This is a genomic window from Mesorhizobium atlanticum (assembly GCF_003289965.1).
Classification (GTDB): Bacteria; Pseudomonadota; Alphaproteobacteria; order Rhizobiales; family Rhizobiaceae; genus Mesorhizobium; species Mesorhizobium atlanticum.
Genome location: NZ_QMBQ01000009.1, coordinates 127,242 through 145,434, shown reverse-complemented (window position 1 = coordinate 145,434; position 18,193 = coordinate 127,242). Strand labels below are relative to the sequence as shown.

Sequence of the window (18,193 nt, the reverse complement as noted above, 5' to 3'; positions counted from 1 at the left end):
CGCCGTGTCGTCATTGACGATCCACCGGCATATAATGAAGGAGTAAGACATGCCCGTCATTCATATCGAGACGTTCAAGGCGGATGACGACAAGAAGGAGAGCCTGGCCGCTGAAATCACGAAGCTGTTCTGCGACAAGATGAATTTGAAACCGGAGCAGATTCACGTGGTTTTCGACGAATATGAGCCCAGCAACTGGGCAACCGGCGGCAAGCTCTGGTCCAGGATGTGACCAGTCCCGGCTGCCGTGGCCTTGATAGCCGTTTGCGAGGCGCCAGATGTCACCATCACCGGCAAGCCAGCCATGAACTGGGATTCGGTTATCGGCTATCTTGCAGCGCTATGCTCCGTGACGTCCTACACCCCGCAAGCCTGGAAGATCATCAAGACGCGGGCCACCGACAGCCTGTCAGCCCCCATGTACGCCATCAACGTCGTAGGATTTTTGTTGTGGCTCACCTTCGGGATACTCCGGAATGAATGGTCCCTCATCGTCACCAACGCTCTGATCCTGCTGCCTTCAGGTCTCATTCTCGTCATGACGCTTCTTCCACGCGCGAAAAAAGATGCTGTGGCGAACCTGCTTGACCCGGGTGCCCCCCGCACAGATCGGTCTGATGAGGGTACCCCTTCAGGTGATTCAGAAACCAAGTGGTAGCCTGACGCCGTTTCGGAGCCAGGCTCTTGGCGGTTCACGGATCTTCCGCGATTCGGCAAATCATCAGGCCTGCACTCTCTCCCGGAGTGCGCGCGCTGCCGCGACCATGTTCTTTAGGGCAGGGCGGACTTCATCCCACTTGCGTGTTTTGAGCCCACAATCGGGATTTACCCACAATTGAGCGTCAGACAGGCGCTCGCGGGCAAGCAACAGGAGGGCTGAAATCTCGGCAACTTCCGGAACTCGCGGCGAGTGGATGTCATAGACTCCGGGACCAATTTCGTTCGGATATTTGGAGTTCGTGAAGGCGTCCAGCAGTTCCATTGCCGAGCGCGATGTCTCAATGGAAATTACATCCGCGTCCAGTTCAGCGATCGCGCCGATGATCTCATTGAACTCCGAATAGCACATGTGAGTGTGGATTTGCGTCGCGTCTTGTACACCCGTTGAAGCAAGCCGGAAGCATTCGACTGCCCAGTCGAGATAGGATTCCCTGTCGCACGCGCGCAGCGGCAGGCCTTCGCGAAACGCCGCCTCGTCGATCTGGATCATCCTGGCGCCGGATCTTTCGAGGTCCGTGACTTCATCGCGAATGGCGAGCGCGATCTGTCGGCAGACTTCGGAGCGAGGTACGTCGTCGCGTACGAAAGACCAGTTCAGAATCGTCACTGGGCCCGTAAGCATCCCCTTGACTGGTCTTTGCGTAAGCGATTGGGCGAATTCCCACCATCGCACTGTCATTGGATTGGAGCGCGATACGTCGCCGAAGATGATTGGCGGACGCACGTAGCGTGAACCATAGCTTTGCACCCAGGCATGTTCGGTAAATGCGAAGCCGGAAAGCTGCTCGCCGAAATACTGGACCATGTCGTTTCGCTCGAATTCGCCATGCACCAGCACGTCCAGGCCTATCTCCTCCTGCCAGCGAATAGCAGCTTCGATCTCTTTTTTCAGGAAGGTCTCGTAGTCGACGTAGCTCAACTGGCCTTTGGCATGTGCGGCACGCGCCTTGCGCAGCTGAAGCGTCTGCGGGAAGGACCCTATGGTCGTGGTTGGGAACGGCGGCAGCTCCAGGGCACCAGCCTGCACCTGGGAACGCACGGCAAAGGCGCTGGTCCGTCGTTTCATGCTCTCTTTGATGTTTGCGATTCGCCCCTCAACGAGCGGATCGTGGATCTTCGTAGACGTTGCGCGGGCAGCGGTGGCCTCGGCAGAAGCTGTCAACGCATCTGCCACAGCATCCCTGCCTTCGCTTAGCGCTCTCGCCAGCACCACCAGCTCGTCAGTCTTCTGGGCCGCGAAGGCAAGCCACGACCCGATGTTGGCATCGAGTGCGGTCTCCATGCGCAAGTCGATCGGCACATGCAGCATCGAGCAGGAAGGCGCGATCTCGACGCGGTCTAGATGCCAGCCGGCGACTGTCGGCTTGATCCGATCGAGAATGGAAAGCAAGTTGGCGCGCCAGACGTTGCGACCGTTGATCAGGCCAAGCGAGAGCACCAGATCCTTCGGCGCGAGCCTCCCAACGGGCTCCAGTTGCTCGGGAGCACGCACGAGGTCGATGTGCAGCCCGGCGATCGGCAGAGAAACCGCGGTCTCCAGATTATCGCCCAACGACCCGAAATAGGTTGCGAGCATGATCTTGAGCTCGGGCGTGGCCGTCGACAGCTGCCCATAGGCAAATTCAAAGGCGGCGCGTTCGTTCGGGTTAAGATCGAGCACAAGCGCTGGTTCATCGATCTGCACCCAATCAGCTCCTGAGGCTTTCAATTTGCTCAAGAGTTCCTGGTAGATCGGCAGAAGCCGCGGCAGGAGCGCGAGGGGATCGAAACCGTCGGCCGGTGACTTCGACAGCTTGAGAAAAGTCACTGGTCCCAGGATTACCGGGCGTGTATGAATGCCCAGGACCTTCGCCTCGAGGAAGTAGTCAACCGGTTTTGTCGACGAGAGGGTGAACGCCTGATCGTCTTCAAGTTCCGGCACGATGTAGTGATAGTTTGTGTCGAACCATTTGGTCATTTCCATCGCGGTCAGGCTAGGTGCATGAGCCGCATAGTTGTGGCCATGTCCGCCATTTTCTGTCTGGCCTTGGTTGCCGCGCGCCATGGCGAAATAGATGTCGAGTGGGACCTCACCACCATTCCAGCCATATCGGGAAGGCACAGCGCCGACCATGGCGGCAGTGTCGAGCACATGGTCGTAGAGTGAGAAGTCGTTCGACGGAATTTTCGACACGCCGCGATCGCGCTGCTCTTCCCAGTTAGCGGCACGCAGTGCCTTCGCCGTCGTGAGAAGGTCGGCAGCGGAAGATTTTCCGGACCAGTAGCTTTCAAGCGCGAATTTCAATTCTCGCCGACGACCGATACGTGGTACGCCGAGCGTTGCTACAGGAATTTGCTGAGAGACAGTCATGCCATACCCCGATGGTTAGGGCAGGGGCAAGGAAGGCGCTGCTACCCGGTCAAAGTATGCCAAGCTGCCGCGGCCCACCGAGACACCCCGCCCGTGGACAAAAGTTCGCCGTGGCAGGTCTCCTGGCTCGCGGATCATGGCTCTACCCGTCTTCCCGAGGCTGTTTGCCTCAGTGACATGAGTGGGCTGGCTAGCCGCTAACAGTTGCGGGGGCAGCGCCGGCATCGCACCGGCTTCCCTCTTAGCTCCGCTGCGGCAGCGCCGTGCGGAGAACCACGCGGACGCAGACAATCACAGCAGGCCTACGCTTGTCAATACTGCATAAAGAGATGTTTATATCGTTATGCAAATCGCTTTCGCTGTCGGCGTGTTTTCAGGTGAACAAGGGCGTGGATCGCGATATGTTTAGTTCATCACACGGCAAGGCAGTTTGGCTACATGAAGCCGGACGTTGGCCGCTGCGGGTGACCGGGCCAATCAACCAATGGTCGCGGTTCAGAGGAGTGGCGGACAGCGTTCCCGGCCCGGCCACGCACACGTTGCCAGCCCTTGGGTAAGGCCGTTTGGACTGTTTGGAAGACGACGCCCAGCAGAGTTGCGAGGTGAGTCGCATATTTCAGTAGTAGAATGCTCGCGTGCGTGCGCCGACTCGTATCAACGTCGCCTAAAGCCTCCACGGTAAGTGGCGCCCACCGGTTCCTTAGGCCCAGCAAATCGGAATGCGAGCCCTCACGCTGTCGGATGCACATGCGACTTTCCAATTTGTCCGCGCTTTCCGGGACAGCCTGCACCAGGAGGAGGGCAGCTTGTTCTTGGCCCGCCCTACAGCAATCCCGCCTGTTCCGCCTCGCCGCGGAGATTCTGGCGCGGGCGCGGGCCGATCTGCTGGATCACCAGCCCGGCGGCCAGCGAGCCGAGGTCGCCGCAATCCTTGAGGCTGCGTCCAGTCGTGTAGCCATAAAGGAAGCCGGCGGCGTAAAGATCGCCGGCGCCGGTCGTATCGACCAGTTCCTTGATCTTCGTCGCCTCGATGGTGACGGTCTCGTCGCCGCGCACGATCACCGAACCTTTTTCGGAACGGGTGACGGCAGCTATTTTGCAGTCCTTGCGGATGGCGTCGAGCGCCTCCTCGAAGGAAGCCGTCTGGTAGAGCGACTTGATCTCGTGGCTGTTGGCAAAGACGATGTCGACGGTGCCCGAGCGCATCAGCTCGAGGAACTCGTCGCGGTAGCGGTCGACGCAGAAGGAATCCGACAGCGTCATCGACACTTCGCGCCCCGCCGCATGCGCCAGCTTGGCGGTCTGCCGGATCGCTTCCTTGGCGCGCGGCGGATCCCACAGATAGCCCTCGAAATAGGTCACCCTGGCGCTGGACGCCTTGTCGGCCTCGACATCCTCGGGCCCAAGCTCGACGCAGGCGCCGAGATAGGTGTTCATCGAACGCTCGCCGTCGGGCGTCACGAAGATCATCGAGCGTGCGGTCGGCGGCTCGCCCGCGAGCGGCCTGGTGTCGAAGGCCACGCCCTGGGCGCGGATGTCATGCGTGTAGATTTCGCCCAGCGCGTCGTTCGACACCTTGCCGAAGAAGGCGGCCCGCCCGCCGAGGCTGGCGACGCCTGCCGCCGTGTTGCCGGCGCTGCCGCCGGAAGCTTCGATCGCCGGTCCCATGCGGCTGTAGAGCAATTCGGCTCGCCTGGCGTCGATGAGGTTCATCGCGCCCTTGATGATGCCGTTGGTTTCGAGAAAGGCCTCGTCGCACTGGGCGATGATGTCGACAATGGCATTGCCGATGCAAAGCACGTCATATTCCGGCATCAATGTCTCCGCCAACGACCACCGCTTTCTGACTTGCCGGCCGGGCGTTACCCGATGCGATGGGCTTTCCGCATGCCGATCCATTCGGCGCGGCTCTCGTGATGCTGTGAGTCTTGCCACGCGCCGTAAGTGCCAGACCTATCCCACGTGAACTCAAGATCTTCGCGGCCGAATTGCTCATCGAACGCGGCCTTGTGGTTGGAAATGAGTGCACTCCGGCTTGACCTCGCTGACCTCAAATGAATTGGGATCAGCCTACCATTTGCTGCGATCCGGAGTTGCTAAGCCTCTATGAATTTCCTGGGAAGAATCTGTTGCAATGCTCAACCGAAGCGCAACGCTATGCCGGAGACGATCCGAGGTGGTAGCGGGCTGATGGTACCGGCGACTGGGCGGTGCAGGTGCAAAACAGCTATTTGACCGGTTTGCCCCACGCCGTCTGACTGGTCTCAAATGGATCAGCCGTATCGTTAAGCAGATGCCCGTCTTGTCGCGGGAGGGACAGAGCGCGCAGAGGCGCGAGAGGGATTGCTGGCACTTCACGATGCGGCGTCGGCAAAGTCGACGCGGACTGGCGCGACCATTCCGGTCGAATCTCATCAACGCGGCAGGGCGGTAGGAAAATTCCCTACGACACCGCCACTCATCAACGAAAGTTCTTCACAGGTGGAGGCGTGTTCGACTCCGTGGGATGTTCGAGACATGCTTTCTTTGCATGGCATTCTGGCTTCGACTCTCAGATTCGAAGCGTGCGGCTACGCCCGTTTTAATCCCTAGCCTCTACAACATTTCCGACTTTGGCTTTACGCCAGCGACGGCGATCGAATGGGAACATAATGTAGTCCCGCACGGTGAGCGGCTCGGGCTGGTTTCGCATGCCAACCTCCGGCCACTCGTTCGTTTTTGGCCAGTATGCCGTTAGAAAAACCGTGTCCCAGATAGTTGTGAAGAATCCATAGTTTCGATGCCGGTGCTGCGATTCCATCGAGTGGTGGATGCGGTGGAATTTGTTGTCGCCAATAATGTATCGCAGCAGGCCAAGATTGATGCGGGTACTGGAGTGAGAAAGATGGGCCTGGAAGGTAATCAGCGTCATGGCAACGATGGGCACCACGCCAGATTCAAAATGGATCAGAGCGAGTGGCAGTGCCACCAACGCCGCGTAAACGAGTGGCTCGGAGATGTGATGATTGCAATTCCATGCCGTCAATTCGCGGATCGAGTGGTGCGTAGCGTGCAGCCGCCAGAGGAATGGAACAGCATGCTGAGCGCGGTGCATCCAGTAGTAAAAGAAGTCGCCAGCAATCGCGACTAAAACACCGGAAAGAACCGCCAATCCGCTGTTGATGATAGCGTTGTCCGAGTGAAGCAACGATGCGAAATTGATCGTTACCAGCGGCTTTACTCCTAGCCGGGCCAGACCAACAGCGAAGAAGTGCCAAACAAAGGCACCCAAGCCGAGCCGAATAAGCCAATTCCGCACGCCGCGAGCGTACGAAGCAAGACTGTATCGATAGGCCGGTAAGGTGAACTCCAGCGCGGCGCAAATGGTGGCGAAGACCACGACAAGCTCGAGCGAATCCACGAAGATCTGAGATATGTGATTAAAGTCGAGAAAGTGCATTGTGTGCTCCGGCGGATCGTTCAAACTGCGCCAGTTTCAGATCGGACAATCGAGTAAGTCATGTTCGCTTCCGGCCGAATCCAATAGTTATGAATCTCCAGCACCTCCCGAAAAAATCGAGATCGGCAACCGGATCTATACCAACGCAGAAAGTAGGAATTGCACATGATCAGTCATGCAATTTACTTTTCGGTGCGCATCCAAACGGTGAATGTTCCGCCGGCACAGCGGGGCACCGCGGGAGCGGACTATGTGGGATGCTTGCGGATTGGTAAAATAGATTGTTTGGATGAGACGTATCCGTTTTCCAAATGGTCGGAGAAGCCCGTTCGACGATTTGGCTTACCCGGGGTAACAAACTAATTTTATGCGCCAGTGCCGAGCCGCCATGGCAGCAGAGCTTTGTAAAAACCAGCAGCTCAGCGCGCCCGTGCCGATCAGGTTCATCTCGCCGTTGACGATGCCGTTGGTGTCGAGGAACGTGTCGTCTCTGGGCGACGATGTCGACAATAGCCAGGTTACTCCGACCAGACGGTTCAAGTTCGTCAACGAAATCACATCGCTGTCGGACCAGCACGATCCTCGCAATCCCGCGTGGCCCTTCGTCCGGCAGCGCTCGATCAGCCAGTCGCGCCAAGAGCCCGATAGCTTCTTCAGCTTGTAGCCGCCGACCTGGCAGGCGCCTCGCTGCCGGTCTCGTCCACCCGCTTCAACCGTTCAATCGCGACGCTGGAGCCAACACGAAATCGAATGGCGGCAGCATGCCGCGAAAGCCTTCAACCTGGACTGCCGCAACAACCCGCTCACTCTGACACGGCAATCAGTCCGCGTTTCTCTTCCATGGTGCCGTCGGCAGAGGAGCGAGACGAACATCTTCACCTTCCTGCCAGTTAGGAAAAATCGCGCTCCTGCCAATTGGCGTGTTCAAGGTATTCGTCGGCAATTGCCTCTATGAGTTCCTGCTGCCGCTCGGGACTAAGGCGCAACAACGCGCTGATTGCAAGATTGCGCTCTCTGGCGAAACGTATAGTGCAACGATAGCCGTCGATGTCTTCCAGGATCGGGCCATTGGCGTCCTCTTTCCAGAGATCTGCCAATTCCTGCAGCAGCGACGGGCGCTCTTCTCTAATGGCCAACATTTCCATGACGCGACGTTTGGCTCGCGCCAGGAAGAGGTCCGGACACCCAAGGCGCAGCCGCTTGATGTGCCACTGAAAACCGCCATCCCAATAGCAGCTTCGTGCCATGCTATTCAGAAGCGAGATCGACCCGCCTTCGAGGATGAGGCCAGATTCAGATTTGCGGCGCTCCACCTGCGATTTGAGCTGGAGATGGGCGGCCTCAGGCTCAATCACACCGGCGGCGAGCGGGCGGGAATCCAGATAAATTCGCTGAGTGAATTGCAGTTCCCGCTCCAAAGGACGTCCGCTGCCGGTGGCAACTTGAGGGCAGCATTGTACACGATCCAGCGCGATGACCGGCCATCCGGTATCTCGTGCCACTTGGATTGCGAAGTCTGTTTTGCCGCTGCAGGTCGGCCCATAGATTAGACAGATTCGCATCTTCTTGGCTTTATCGGAATTCCAGCTTCGAACCCGGAACGCCATCGATAGGCGACGGACGTCGCGGCGCATTCCTGATCAACGAAGCAAATGCCGTGCCGCGTTGGCCACTGCAAGGGCCAGCGATCATAAGGGGTCAGTCCTTAAGCCGCCGGTGGCCGCGAGCATGTCATGTCGCCATCGGCGACCCGTTGCGCGTCGCCTTGTCGCATATCTGCCACACGAAAGAAAGGCAGAGCGCCGTCCGTCTTCAAGCCGGTTTGCCCACTACGCAATCCACTGCGTCACCGCCAGTCGCATCATGCCCGACAACGTTCTAAGAGCGCAAAGAGATGATGTGAGCAGCCAAGAATCTCTTATCCATCAGCGTGATCTCGCCGCATGAAGCCCCCCACGTTGCATGGTCGAACGAGGCGGCTCCACTGGCAAGGGAAGGTCTCTTCCATGCTCAGGGCGACGTCGATATGTCGGTTCCGCGACGAATGTCGGAGGTCGGACATAGCTGGGTCGCCCAGAAGACTTCCTTTTGAACCTTGCTTCTTTGGCGCCATGCTCGCGATCGCGCCTTTCCGTCATGGCGGCCGGGGGCAGGTCTGGTCATTGGGAGGGCGTTCCGCGTGCCGATCCATTTAGCGTCGGCTCTCATGGGGCGGCGAGCCCTGCCTCTCGCCGCAAGTCGTCGGCTCTGTCTGTCCTTTCCCAGGTAAACTCAGGCTCTTCACGCCCGAAATGCCCATAGGTCGCGGTCTTGCGGTAAATCGGGCGTAACAGGTCGAGCATCTTGATAATGCCCTTCGGTCTGAGATCGAACAGCTCAAGAATGAGCGCCTCGATCCGCCTTTCCTCAACCCTTGCCGTCCCGAAAGTGTTGACCATGACAGAAACCGGACTTGCCACGCCGATCGCGTAAGCGAGCTGCACCTCGCAGACGTCCGCCAGTCCGCTGGCCACCACATTCTTCGCGACATATCGGGCGGCATAGGCAGCCGAGCGGTCAACCTTGGACGGGTCCTTGCCCGAAAAGGCGCCGCCGCCATGACGCCCCATTCCACCGTAGGAATCGACGATAATCTTGCGTCCGGTGAGGCCGCAGTCGCCGCGTGGCCCCCCGACCACGAACCGACCCGTCGGGTTGACCAGAATCCTGACGTCTTTCGTTTCCAGGTCGGTCGGTAGGACCGGCATTATTATTTCCTCAATGACACCCTCGCGAACTGTCTCTTGTGAGACCTGCTCATTGTGTTGCGTCGACACTACGATGGTATCCAGGGCGACGGGCCGCAAGCCCTCATAACGCACGGAGACTTGGGATTTCACGTCAGGGCGTAACCAGCTAAGATCTCCTGCCTTGCGGACATCCGCCTGTCTTTTCGTCAAGCGGTGGGCGAGCTGGATCGGCAAAGGCATCAAAGTATCGGTCTCGCGGCATGCATAGCCGAACATGAGGCCCTGATCTCCGGCCCCCTGTTCGAGATCCTGCCCCCGACCCTCGTCAACGCCTTGGCTAATGTCGGGTGACTGCTCGGTGAGGGCATAAACGATGGAGCAACGCCGGCCGTCAAAGCCAATCGCCTCATCGTCGTATCCAATCTCAACAATCGTATCGCGGGCAACTTGGCCGTAGTCGATCGTTGCATCGCTGGTAATCTCGCCAGCCAGAACGACCGTTCCTGTCTTCACCAAGGTTTCACATGTCTTTACCAGGGCTTCACAAGCGACGCGCGCCTTCGGATCGAAACGCAGCACCGCATCGAGGATTGCGTCCGAGATATTGTCGGCGAGCTTATCGGGGTGTCCCGCGCCAACCGATTCGGAAGAGAACACGAACTGCCTAGCCATGAAACGCCTCGTTTTTGGGTGTTGGATTGTGTGGGGCGATTTTGCTTAGCCCGCCCTACCTATCGGCAATGCCGGGGACTTCGAACGCAGCGCACAGGTCGGCAACGTCTCTTCGCACGCTGGCATGGAGATCTTCATCGTCTGGCCGCCGGAGCACGGCGTCAATGAACCCAGCAACCTGCATCATTTGCGCCTCGCGCATGCCCATTGACGTCACAGCTGGCGTTCCCAGGCGAATTCCGCTTGTAACCGCCGGGTCGCGCGGATCGCCCGGCACCATGTTGAAGTTCGTAATGATGCCAGCCTTTGCTAACAGCTCCGCGTAGGCTTTGCCTGACAGTGGTCGATTGCGCAGGTCGAGAATCAGCATGTGATTATCTGTCCCCCCGGTAACCAGGTCATAGCCTCGCTCAAGAAGCGCCTGGGCCAGAGCCTGGGCATTCTTGACGGTCTGTTGGCCGTAGCTACGGAAGGAGGGGTTCGCGGCTTCCTGCAGGGCGACTGCGAGCGCAGCGATAACGTTCATATGTGGCCCGCCTTGCAGGTGAGGGAAGACCGCGCGATCAATCCGTCTGGCGAGATTGTATTTGGCCTTCGGATGATAGACGGTTTGATAGCGATCTTCGTTTCTTGACAAAATGAAGCCGCCGCGAGGACCGCGGATCGATTTGTGGGACGTGCTGCTGACGACATCGCAATGAGGCACCGGGTTCGGGTGCGCTCCTGCGGCAATCAAGCCGCTGATGTGAGCGATGTCGGCCACGAGGTAGGCGTTCAGCTCGAGGGCGATCTCGGCCATCGCCGCATAGTCAAACATACGCGGGTAAGCGGTTCCGCCCACCCAAATGAGCCGCGGCCGTTCCCGCTTGGCTGTGTCGCGCAAGCTGTCATAGTCGATTTCCTGCGTCTTTTCGTGCAGCCCATAAGGAACCCGTCGATAGTCAGTTCCGGAAAAGTTGATGGCCCAACCGTGGGTCAGATGACCGCCTTGCGGAATGGGCAAGCCCATGACTTTGTCGCAGGGCTTCAAAAGCGCGCGATAGACAGCCTGATTGGCCGGCGAGCCGGAATAAGGCTGGACATTGGCGTGTTCGCTTCCAAATAGTTTCTTCAAGCGCTCGATGGCGAGGTTCTCGAGCTCATCGACGATCTCGGTTCCCGCATAGTAGCGCGCACCGGGGTATCCCTCGGCGTACTTGTTTGTGAAAATCGACCCAGTCGCTTCCAGTACCGCCGAGGAGGCAAAATTTTCAGAAGCGATGAGCTTGAGCGTCGTGCGCTCCTGTTGCTCTTGTCTGACGAGCAGTTCGTAAACCGTCGGGTCAACCGCGGACAAGGGCGAGCGCACGTAAGTGCCTGGCTGCGCGACGGCGAGATCGGCGGAGTTGTCCATCGTAGTTCGCGCTCCAATTGAATTTGATCTATTTCGCGACCAAACAGGCCGTCCCCTTCGGCCGTGCGTCTCCTATTGCTTCGAGCCGCTGCAGGTCTCGTTCATGATGGCCGTCAGTGTGAGGCAGGAGATCGACCAACAACTGCACCAGACCGCCATCCTTGCCTCCTGCTTCGAGATAATAGGAACGCCACGGGCGTTGTTCGTTGCAGCCGAGAAAGCCAGCTCTGGCGAGTACCCGGACGTGTCGCACAACACGATCGCGACGCAGATCCAATATGTCTGCGAGTTGGCAGACTGTTAGGTCCGCGTGCGCGCAAAGACCAAGGATTCGAAGGCGATCCAAATGCGCTGCCGTCCGGAGGCGACTGACCAGCGTCATCATTGTTCAGCAACAACCGACATGGAAAAGACAAGACACCCGTTTTACTGAATTTGTCATTTGGTAGTCTCCGCAGACGCTGCAGCTTTCGAACCAATTATGCCGTTGCTTTTCTCGCGGGCCAGATACTCTCGCAGTCGCTTTGGGTAGCTTATTTTAGGACGTAATTGTTTGAACCGGCGGTGATGCTCGAAGACCCAGGATGAGCGCTCTTCATGCCATTGGCTTCAATCAAAGTTCGCGTGCAGTTCGGCTGTCGCAGAACAGGCGGGATCACAGGATTGAGGCTCCTCACCGATTTCAGACGGTGAGGCGAGTCTACCATCGACAGCGATTTCGGGTTGCTAAAAGTCTATGAATTTCTTTGAAGAAACTGTTGCGATCGATGCTCGCCGATATGCAGCTCAATATGAGCCGGCATGGTTTCAAGCAATGGGGCGGCGTGGTGGGGGATCGAGAATTCCAGGACATCTTTGCGCCGAAGCATGAAGGTCATCACAACCCAGCTTGCCGGAATCGACAGCATTATTTTGTAAGACGTGCTTGATGACATCAAGGCCAGCAGCAACAGCGCTGAGATGAACTCGACGGCGTGAAGGTCTTGAGGGTGGAGCGTTTTGGCTACGCTCCAGGCAGCGTGCCGGTGGATGCCACTTCCAAGACGTCGAGCAGAATTGCCAGTCCGACGCCGCAGGCGGTCAGGATGAGGCCGGCGATGAAAATGCGGTTGGCGCGTTCGTAGACCTGACGTCGCAGCGAATTCACGTCGAGCAAGCGCCATAGCGCTCGCATCTGGAAGGCTATGCCGACCAAGATCGGGGCCACCGCGAAAAGATCATAAAACCGCCATGGCACCGGGTTCGCCGCCCAATGTGTGACGAAACCAAGGGAAAACGCCAGCAATATGCCGACGACGGTGATCGTGCCGTTCCGGAAGAGGGTTTCGATCTGTTCTTCCTTTCGGTCATGCTCGTCCAATCGTCCCTCCCTCTGTCGGGCTATGCGGTCCTCGTACAAATGTGAGCTGATCCCTGACAAATTTGAGCCTTCGAAGAAGGCGTTTGCCGACTTCTGGCTTGTCATCGAATCGATCAGCGAGTCCATTTCTTGATACAGGAAAAGGAGCAAAACTAAGTCGCATGGCGCGCAAGCTGCCTGACGAGGAATGCCAGTTGCGAGCGAGCTGCATCAATCGGCGATTGACGAAAACTGTGTCGCAAGAGCGGTCAGGATCCAGATGCCTGGTCATGAGGCACGGGGCTGGCGAACATGATCCCTCGAGGCGATAGCAAGAGCGGGTATCCGAGCCGATCCTCACATGAGGTTTGTCGAGATATTCTCGAAGACAAGGACCTTGCCCTTGCGCACACTTGCTTCAAGCGACTTCCCGTTAGCCAGATGCGCAGCGATCGCGCTGGCCAGCATACAGCCGGTCCCGCGCATCGACCTGGCAAGCCGAGGCATGTCGAAACGGACAGGTTCCAGGTCGGGGCTCAGCAGGATATCCGTTGATCTGGCCCCTCCTGCATGGCCGCCCTTTAGCAGCAATGCCCGCGGCCCGGCCGCAAGCAGTCGTCTTCCCTGCCGCAGCGTATCTTCGTCGTCCACCGCCAAATCCGAGCCCGTCAGCACCGCCAACTCCATGAGATTTGGCGTAACGAGGCGGCAGAGCGGTGTGAGGTCCCGCTTCATGACCTCGATCGCGTTCGGTTCCACCAGCGGTTTGCCCGACGAGGAAACGAGCACCGGATCCAGCACCGCTGGTATCCGCGGATTTTCGCTGAGCACCGCCGCAACTGCCAGGATGACTCGCCCGGTTGGCAGCATGGCGATCTTAATGGCCGCCACGTTGTTGGCCCGCAGCGCCGCGCGCATCTGATCGGCGACCAGGCTGGGCTGCATATGGTGGATTGCCGCAACGGATTGATGTGTCTGCACCGTTACCGCGGTGACGGCAACGCAAGTGCGCAAGCCGATGCTGGAGATCGTCTCGATGTCGCGCGCAATCCCGGCGCCGCCGCTGGAATCGGATCCGCCGACGACGAGCACATGCGGGTTTCGGTTCAGCGCCATCGGTCCGTCTTTTCGATCCATTCCCTGGTGCGCGCCTCGGGATCCGCGTTCAAGGTTATGTCCGTCACCACCGCGGCGCTGTCGGCGCCGGCTTCGAAAACGCCGTCAAGCCGTTCGGGATTGAGGCCGCCGATGGCGACCAATGGAATGGGCGCGACGGCGTCTTTCCAGGCGCGAACTCTTTCGAGCCCCTGCGGTGCCCATTTCATCTTCTTCAGTATGGTCGGATAGACCGGCCCCAGCGCGATGTAGTCGGGCATGGCGGCCAAGGCCGTCTGCAGTTCGGCATCGTCATGCGTGCTCAGCCCGAGCCTGATCCCGGCCCTCCGTATCTCCGGGAGGCTGGCGGCTTGCAGATCCTCCTGGCCGAGATGGATGAAATCGCAACCCTCCTCGATCGCCAGGCGCCAATGATCGTTGACGATGAGCTGGCAATGGTGCCGGGCGCACAGGGCTTTCGCCTTGCGGATTTCCGCGCGCAGCCCGCCCTCGTCCATGTCCTTGATGCGCAGCTGCACCAGCCTGACGCCGAGCGGCACCAACCGCTCGATCCAGGCGGCGCTGTCGACGATCAGGTAGAAGGGATCGAGCTTCATGAAAAAACCGCCCTGCCGATTGTCGGCGTCGACGGCACGGCGACGTCGCGCGGCTCGATCAGCCCCGAACCATAGGCTTCGCGGCCGGCATCGACCGCCTTCGCGAAAGCGCGCGCCATGCCGACCGGATCGGCGGCCTTGGCGACCGCGGTGTTGAGGAGCACCGCGTCGAAGCCGAGTTCCATCACGGTTGCCGCGTGCGACGGCCGTCCGAGCCCGGCATCCACGATCAACGGAATGTCGGGGAAATGTCCACGCATCGAGCGCAGCGCCATGATGTTGACCGGGCCGAGCGCCGAGCCGATCGGCGCGCACCACGGCATAAGGACCTTGCAACCAGCCTCCAGCAGCCGCTCGGCGACGACGAGGTCGTCGGTGGTATAGGGGAATACGTCGAAACCATCGTCGCAAAGGATGCGCGCGGCTTCGACAAGGCCGAACACGTCGGGCTGCAGCGTGTCGTGGTTGCCGATCACCTCGAGCTTGATCCAGGACGTGTCGAAGACCTCGCGCGCCATATTCGCGGTCGTCACGGCTTCCTTGACGGAATGGCAGCCGGCGGTGTTGGGCAGGACGCTCACGCCGAGCGAGCGGATCAGCGACCAGAATCGCTCGCCGGCCTTGCCGCCGGCCATCTCACGGCGCAGCGAGACCGTCACCACCGAAGTTCCCGACGCCTCGACCGCATCGGCAAGGGTGGCCGGCGAAGGATATTGGGCTGTGCCCAGGAGCAGGCGTGAGGCAAGCTTTGTCCCGAGAAGGTCGAACATGGCTAGCCTCCCTGCATGGGCGACAGGATCTCGATCCGGTCGCCGTCGCTCAACCGGAATTCCGCCCGCTCGGCCGCGGGCACGACGTCGCCGTTCAGCGCCGTGGCGAGCCAGCCGCCCTCATAGTCGAGCTCCCTCAAAAGGGCGTCGAGCGTCGTAGCCTTGGCCTCAAGCGCTTCGCCGTTGACGATCAGCTTCATTGTCAGACTCCAGATCGGCAGATGAATTGAAGAGAAGGCCGGCAGCCTGCTCGGCCATGGCCGGTGAAAGCAGGAAACCATGCCGGTAAAGGCCGTTGATCGTGATCGTGCCGTCCTTCCGACGCTTCACGCGCGGCAGATTGTCGGGATAGGCAGGGCGCACGCCCACGCCCGTCTCGACAATTTCGGCCTCGCCGAACGCCGGATGGACCGCGTAGGCCGCATTGAGGAGTTCCATCAGCGAGCGGGCGGTGATCGGTCCGTCGTGGTCGCTTTCGATCATGGTCGCGCCGACCATGAAGTGATGATCGGCCCGCGGCACGATATAGATCGGGTGGCGCGGATGGAGGAGACGCACTGGCCGGGCCAGCGAGACCTCGCACGTGTGGAGGAGCAGCATTTCACCGCGCACCCCGCGTAAATCGTCGTCGGTTCGCGCGATGCCCGTGCAGTCGATCACCTGATTAAAGCCGGAAAGGGCGGGCTCGCCCGCCTCGAAAAGAAAGTCGACGCCCATCGCTCGCAGTTTGCCGGCGAGGGCATCGAGCGCCCGGCGGGGATCGAGGTGGGCTTCGCCGGCGAAGAACAGGCCCTGGCGAAAGCGGCCGGCAAGGTCGGGTTCGAGGGCGGCAATCGTTTCCTCGTTGACGGCCTCATAGGCACGCGTACGAGCCGCAAAGCGAGCAAGCTCGAACGTGTCGCGCGCATGGGCGACGACGAGAGTGCCTGCCCTTGTCACCAGCCCGGGCAGTGTTCTTTCCCACCAGTCGGCCGAGGTTTTGCCGAGGGTGACAACCGCCTCCTCCGCGCTTTCGCGTTCGCACCAAGGGGCGAACATGCCGCCAGCCAGCCAGGAGGCATTGCCGCCGATCTGGCTCCGGATTTCGGCAACCGTGACGGACGCACCCCGCGCGGCCAATTCATGGGCGACGGTGAGACCTGCCACACCGGCACCTTTGACAAGAATGCGGCGCATGGCTCAGCGCGTCCCCCGATCTTCCTTCGCCCGGTCTTCCTGTGATAGGGCCTGTTTCTCCGCCCCGGGTGTTTCGACCGGCATGTAGAGATCGCCGCCGGCGCGGTATTTCTCCGCCATCGCCGCCATCCCCTCTTTCTGCGCCTCGGCCCGGATGTCATGGGAGATGCGCATGGAGCAGAATTTCGGACCGCACATGGAGCAGAAATGCGCCACCTTGTGCGCTTCCTTGGGCAAGGTCTCGTCGTGGAACTCGCGCGCCGTTTCGGGATCGAGCGACAGGTTGAACTGATCTTCCCAGCGGAACTCGAACCGCGCCCGCGAAAGTGCGTCGTCGCGGATCTTCGCCGCGGGGTGTCCCTTGGCGAGGTCTGCGGCGTGTGCGGCGATCTTATAGGTGATGACGCCGGTCTTGACGTCATTGCGGTCCGGCAGGCCGAGATGTTCCTTTGGCGTCACGTAGCAGAGCATGGCCGTGCCGAACCAGCCGATCATGGCGGCGCCGATGCCGGACGTGATGTGATCGTAGCCCGGCGCTATGTCGGTCGTCAGCGGGCCGAGGGTGTAAAACGGCGCCTCGCCGCAGACGGCAAGCTGCTTGTCCATGTTCTGCTTGATCTTGTGCATCGGCACGTGTCCGGGGCCCTCGATCATCACCTGGCAATCCCTCGCCCAGGCGATCTTGGTCAGTTCGCCAAGCGTCTCCAGCTCGGCGAATTGCGCCTTGTCGTTGGCGTCGGCGATCGACCCCGGGCGAAGGCCGTCGCCGAGCGAGAAGGAGACGTCATAGGCTCTGGCGATGTCGCAGATTTCCTCGAAATGCTCGTAAAGGAAGCTCTCCCGGTGATGGTGCAGGCACCATTTGGCCATGATCGACCCGCCGCGCGAGACGATGCCCGTGACCCGGTCAACGGTCAGCGGGATGTAGTGCAGCCGCACGCCTGCGTGAATGGTGAAATAGTCGACGCCTTGTTCGGCCTGCTCGATCAGCGTGTCGCGATAGACTTCCCAGGTCAGGTCCTCGGCGATACCACCGACCTTTTCCAGCGCCTGGTAGAGCGGCACCGTGCCGATCGGCACCGGCGAATTGCGCACGATCCATTCGCGGATGTTGTGGATGTTGCGTCCCGTCGACAGATCCATGACCGTGTCGGCGCCCCAGCGGATCGCCCACACCATCTTTTCGACCTCTTCGGCCATCGAGGAGGTGACGGCGGAATTACCGATATTGGCGTTGATCTTCACCAGAAAGTTGCGACCGATGATCATCGGCTCGCTCTCGGGATGGTTGATGTTGGCGGGAATGATCGCGCGGCCGCGCGCCACCTCGTCGCGCACGAATTCCGGCGTGACGAAGTCCGGAATCGACGCGCCGAACGCCTCGCCGTCCTGTTGCAGCTTGCCACGTAGCATCTCGCGGCCAAGGTTCTCGCGGATGGCCACGAACTCCATCTCGGGCGTGATGATCCCTGCGCGCGCATAGGCAAGCTGCGTCACCGCCTTGCCGGCCTTCGCCCGCAGCGGACGGTTGCGGACGGGGAATTCCGGCGTCAGCCGTTCGCCGGTCGCAAATCCGTTGTCGTCCGGCCTGACGTGGCGGCCATCATAGGCTTCGACATCGCCGCGCGCGGCGATCCACTCCCGGCGCGGCCGGGCAAGTCCCTTTTCGATGTTCGTTTCGATCGCGGGGTCGGTGTATGGGCCCGACGGATCATAGACCGTCACCGGCGGCTCGCCGGCTGTCGGGTGCACGCTGATCTCGCGCATCGGCACCCTGATCTGCGGATGGATAGTGCCGGTCTTGTGGATCTTCCGCGAGGCGGGCAGCGGTCCCGTCGAAACGGTGGGGGTCAAGGCATTCATTTGAGGCTCCTTTGCTCAACTGCATTGGAG

At 60.0% G+C, this 18,193-nt stretch carries 18 protein-coding genes and 1 riboswitch; of the genes, 4 read left to right on the top strand and 14 right to left on the bottom strand.

The features are described from left to right. The first annotated feature begins 49 nt into the window (after window positions 1-49). Window positions 50-232, top strand: a complete 183-nt coding sequence (locus DPM35_RS26560) for a tautomerase family protein (protein WP_112130156.1) — start codon at window positions 50-52, stop codon at window positions 230-232. A gap of 15 nt (window positions 233-247) precedes the next feature. Next, window positions 248-658 (top strand): SemiSWEET family sugar transporter, encoded by a 411-nt coding sequence (locus tag DPM35_RS26555; RefSeq protein WP_245431651.1) that lies wholly within the window; start codon window positions 248-250, stop codon window positions 656-658. A gap of 63 nt (window positions 659-721) precedes the next feature. On the opposite strand, the gene metE is transcribed toward DPM35_RS26555, so the two are convergent. The 3 genes from metE to DPM35_RS26540 all read right to left on the bottom strand — a co-directional run bounded on the left by metE (window position 722) and on the right by DPM35_RS26540 (window position 6,509). Beyond that, window positions 722-3,070 (bottom strand): 5-methyltetrahydropteroyltriglutamate--homocysteine S-methyltransferase, encoded by a 2,349-nt coding sequence (gene metE, locus DPM35_RS26550; protein WP_112130155.1) that lies wholly within the window; start codon window positions 3,068-3,070, stop codon window positions 722-724. A gap of 94 nt (window positions 3,071-3,164) precedes the next feature. After that, a riboswitch (cobalamin riboswitch) is annotated at window positions 3,165-3,363 on the bottom strand. Window positions 3,364-3,892: 529 nt separating this feature from the next. Further along, window positions 3,893-4,885: an adenosine kinase gene (locus tag DPM35_RS26545; protein WP_112130154.1), complete on the bottom strand. Its 993-nt coding sequence runs from the start codon at window positions 4,883-4,885 to the stop codon at window positions 3,893-3,895. 766 nt (window positions 4,886-5,651) lie between these two features. After that, window positions 5,652-6,509 carry a sterol desaturase family protein gene (locus DPM35_RS26540; protein WP_112130153.1) on the bottom strand — a complete coding sequence of 286 codons (858 nt, stop codon included), beginning with the start codon at window positions 6,507-6,509 and terminating at the stop codon, window positions 5,652-5,654. A gap of 388 nt (window positions 6,510-6,897) precedes the next feature. On the opposite strand from DPM35_RS26540, the gene DPM35_RS26535 reads away from it, so the two are divergent. After that, on the top strand, window positions 6,898-7,173 hold the full coding sequence (locus tag DPM35_RS26535) for a hypothetical protein (protein ID WP_146767990.1): 276 nt from the start codon (window positions 6,898-6,900) through the stop codon (window positions 7,171-7,173). Window positions 7,174-7,399: 226 nt separating this feature from the next. On the opposite strand, the gene DPM35_RS26530 is transcribed toward DPM35_RS26535, so the two are convergent. From DPM35_RS26530 to DPM35_RS26515, 4 genes are all read right to left on the bottom strand, one after another. Then, a complete protein-coding gene (locus tag DPM35_RS26530) occupies window positions 7,400-8,143 on the bottom strand; it encodes an isopentenyl transferase family protein (protein ID WP_281004637.1) in 744 nt (247 codons plus the stop codon). Window positions 8,144-8,713: 570 nt separating this feature from the next. Next, window positions 8,714-9,910: a methionine adenosyltransferase gene (gene metK / locus DPM35_RS26525; protein ID WP_112130151.1), complete on the bottom strand. Its 1,197-nt coding sequence runs from the start codon at window positions 9,908-9,910 to the stop codon at window positions 8,714-8,716. Window positions 9,911-9,965: 55 nt separating this feature from the next. Beyond that, the gene (locus DPM35_RS26520; RefSeq protein WP_112130150.1) at window positions 9,966-11,303 is read right to left on the bottom strand and encodes a serine hydroxymethyltransferase; all 1,338 of its coding nucleotides are present in this window, start codon (window positions 11,301-11,303) and stop codon (window positions 9,966-9,968) included. Between the two features lie 28 nt (window positions 11,304-11,331). Continuing rightward, entirely contained in the window at window positions 11,332-11,685 is a 354-nt protein-coding gene (locus tag DPM35_RS26515) for an ArsR family transcriptional regulator (protein ID WP_245431663.1), read from the bottom strand. A gap of 364 nt (window positions 11,686-12,049) precedes the next feature. On the opposite strand from DPM35_RS26515, the gene DPM35_RS32230 reads away from it, so the two are divergent. Beyond that, window positions 12,050-12,232 (top strand): hypothetical protein, encoded by a 183-nt coding sequence (locus DPM35_RS32230; protein ID WP_146767989.1) that lies wholly within the window; start codon window positions 12,050-12,052, stop codon window positions 12,230-12,232. A gap of 74 nt (window positions 12,233-12,306) precedes the next feature. On the opposite strand, the gene DPM35_RS26510 is transcribed toward DPM35_RS32230, so the two are convergent. The 7 genes from DPM35_RS26510 to thiC all read right to left on the bottom strand — a co-directional run bounded on the left by DPM35_RS26510 (window position 12,307) and on the right by thiC (window position 18,163). Continuing rightward, complete coding sequence (locus DPM35_RS26510; protein ID WP_245431650.1) at window positions 12,307-12,789, bottom strand: hypothetical protein; 483 nt, start codon at window positions 12,787-12,789, stop codon at window positions 12,307-12,309. A gap of 210 nt (window positions 12,790-12,999) precedes the next feature. After that, a complete protein-coding gene (locus DPM35_RS26505) occupies window positions 13,000-13,758 on the bottom strand; it encodes a hydroxymethylpyrimidine/phosphomethylpyrimidine kinase (protein ID WP_112130148.1) in 759 nt (252 codons plus the stop codon). Continuing rightward, window positions 13,749-14,354: a thiamine phosphate synthase gene (locus DPM35_RS26500; protein WP_112130147.1), complete on the bottom strand. Its 606-nt coding sequence runs from the start codon at window positions 14,352-14,354 to the stop codon at window positions 13,749-13,751. Before DPM35_RS26500 ends, DPM35_RS26505 begins: the two co-directional genes overlap by 10 nt. Then, window positions 14,351-15,124 carry a thiazole synthase gene (locus DPM35_RS26495; protein ID WP_112130146.1) on the bottom strand — a complete coding sequence of 258 codons (774 nt, stop codon included), beginning with the start codon at window positions 15,122-15,124 and terminating at the stop codon, window positions 14,351-14,353. Before DPM35_RS26495 ends, DPM35_RS26500 begins: the two co-directional genes overlap by 4 nt. A gap of 2 nt (window positions 15,125-15,126) precedes the next feature. Beyond that, complete coding sequence (thiS, locus tag DPM35_RS26490; RefSeq protein ID WP_112130145.1) at window positions 15,127-15,324, bottom strand: sulfur carrier protein ThiS; 198 nt, start codon at window positions 15,322-15,324, stop codon at window positions 15,127-15,129. After that, window positions 15,293-16,300, bottom strand: coding sequence for a glycine oxidase ThiO (gene thiO / locus DPM35_RS26485; RefSeq protein ID WP_112130144.1), 1,008 nt, complete (start codon window positions 16,298-16,300; stop codon window positions 15,293-15,295). The genes thiS and thiO overlap by 32 nt, the downstream gene beginning before the upstream one ends. A 3-nt stretch (window positions 16,301-16,303) precedes the next feature. Continuing rightward, entirely contained in the window at window positions 16,304-18,163 is a 1,860-nt protein-coding gene (gene thiC, locus DPM35_RS26480) for a phosphomethylpyrimidine synthase ThiC (protein ID WP_112130143.1), read from the bottom strand. Window positions 18,164-18,193: the final 30 nt, after the last annotated feature.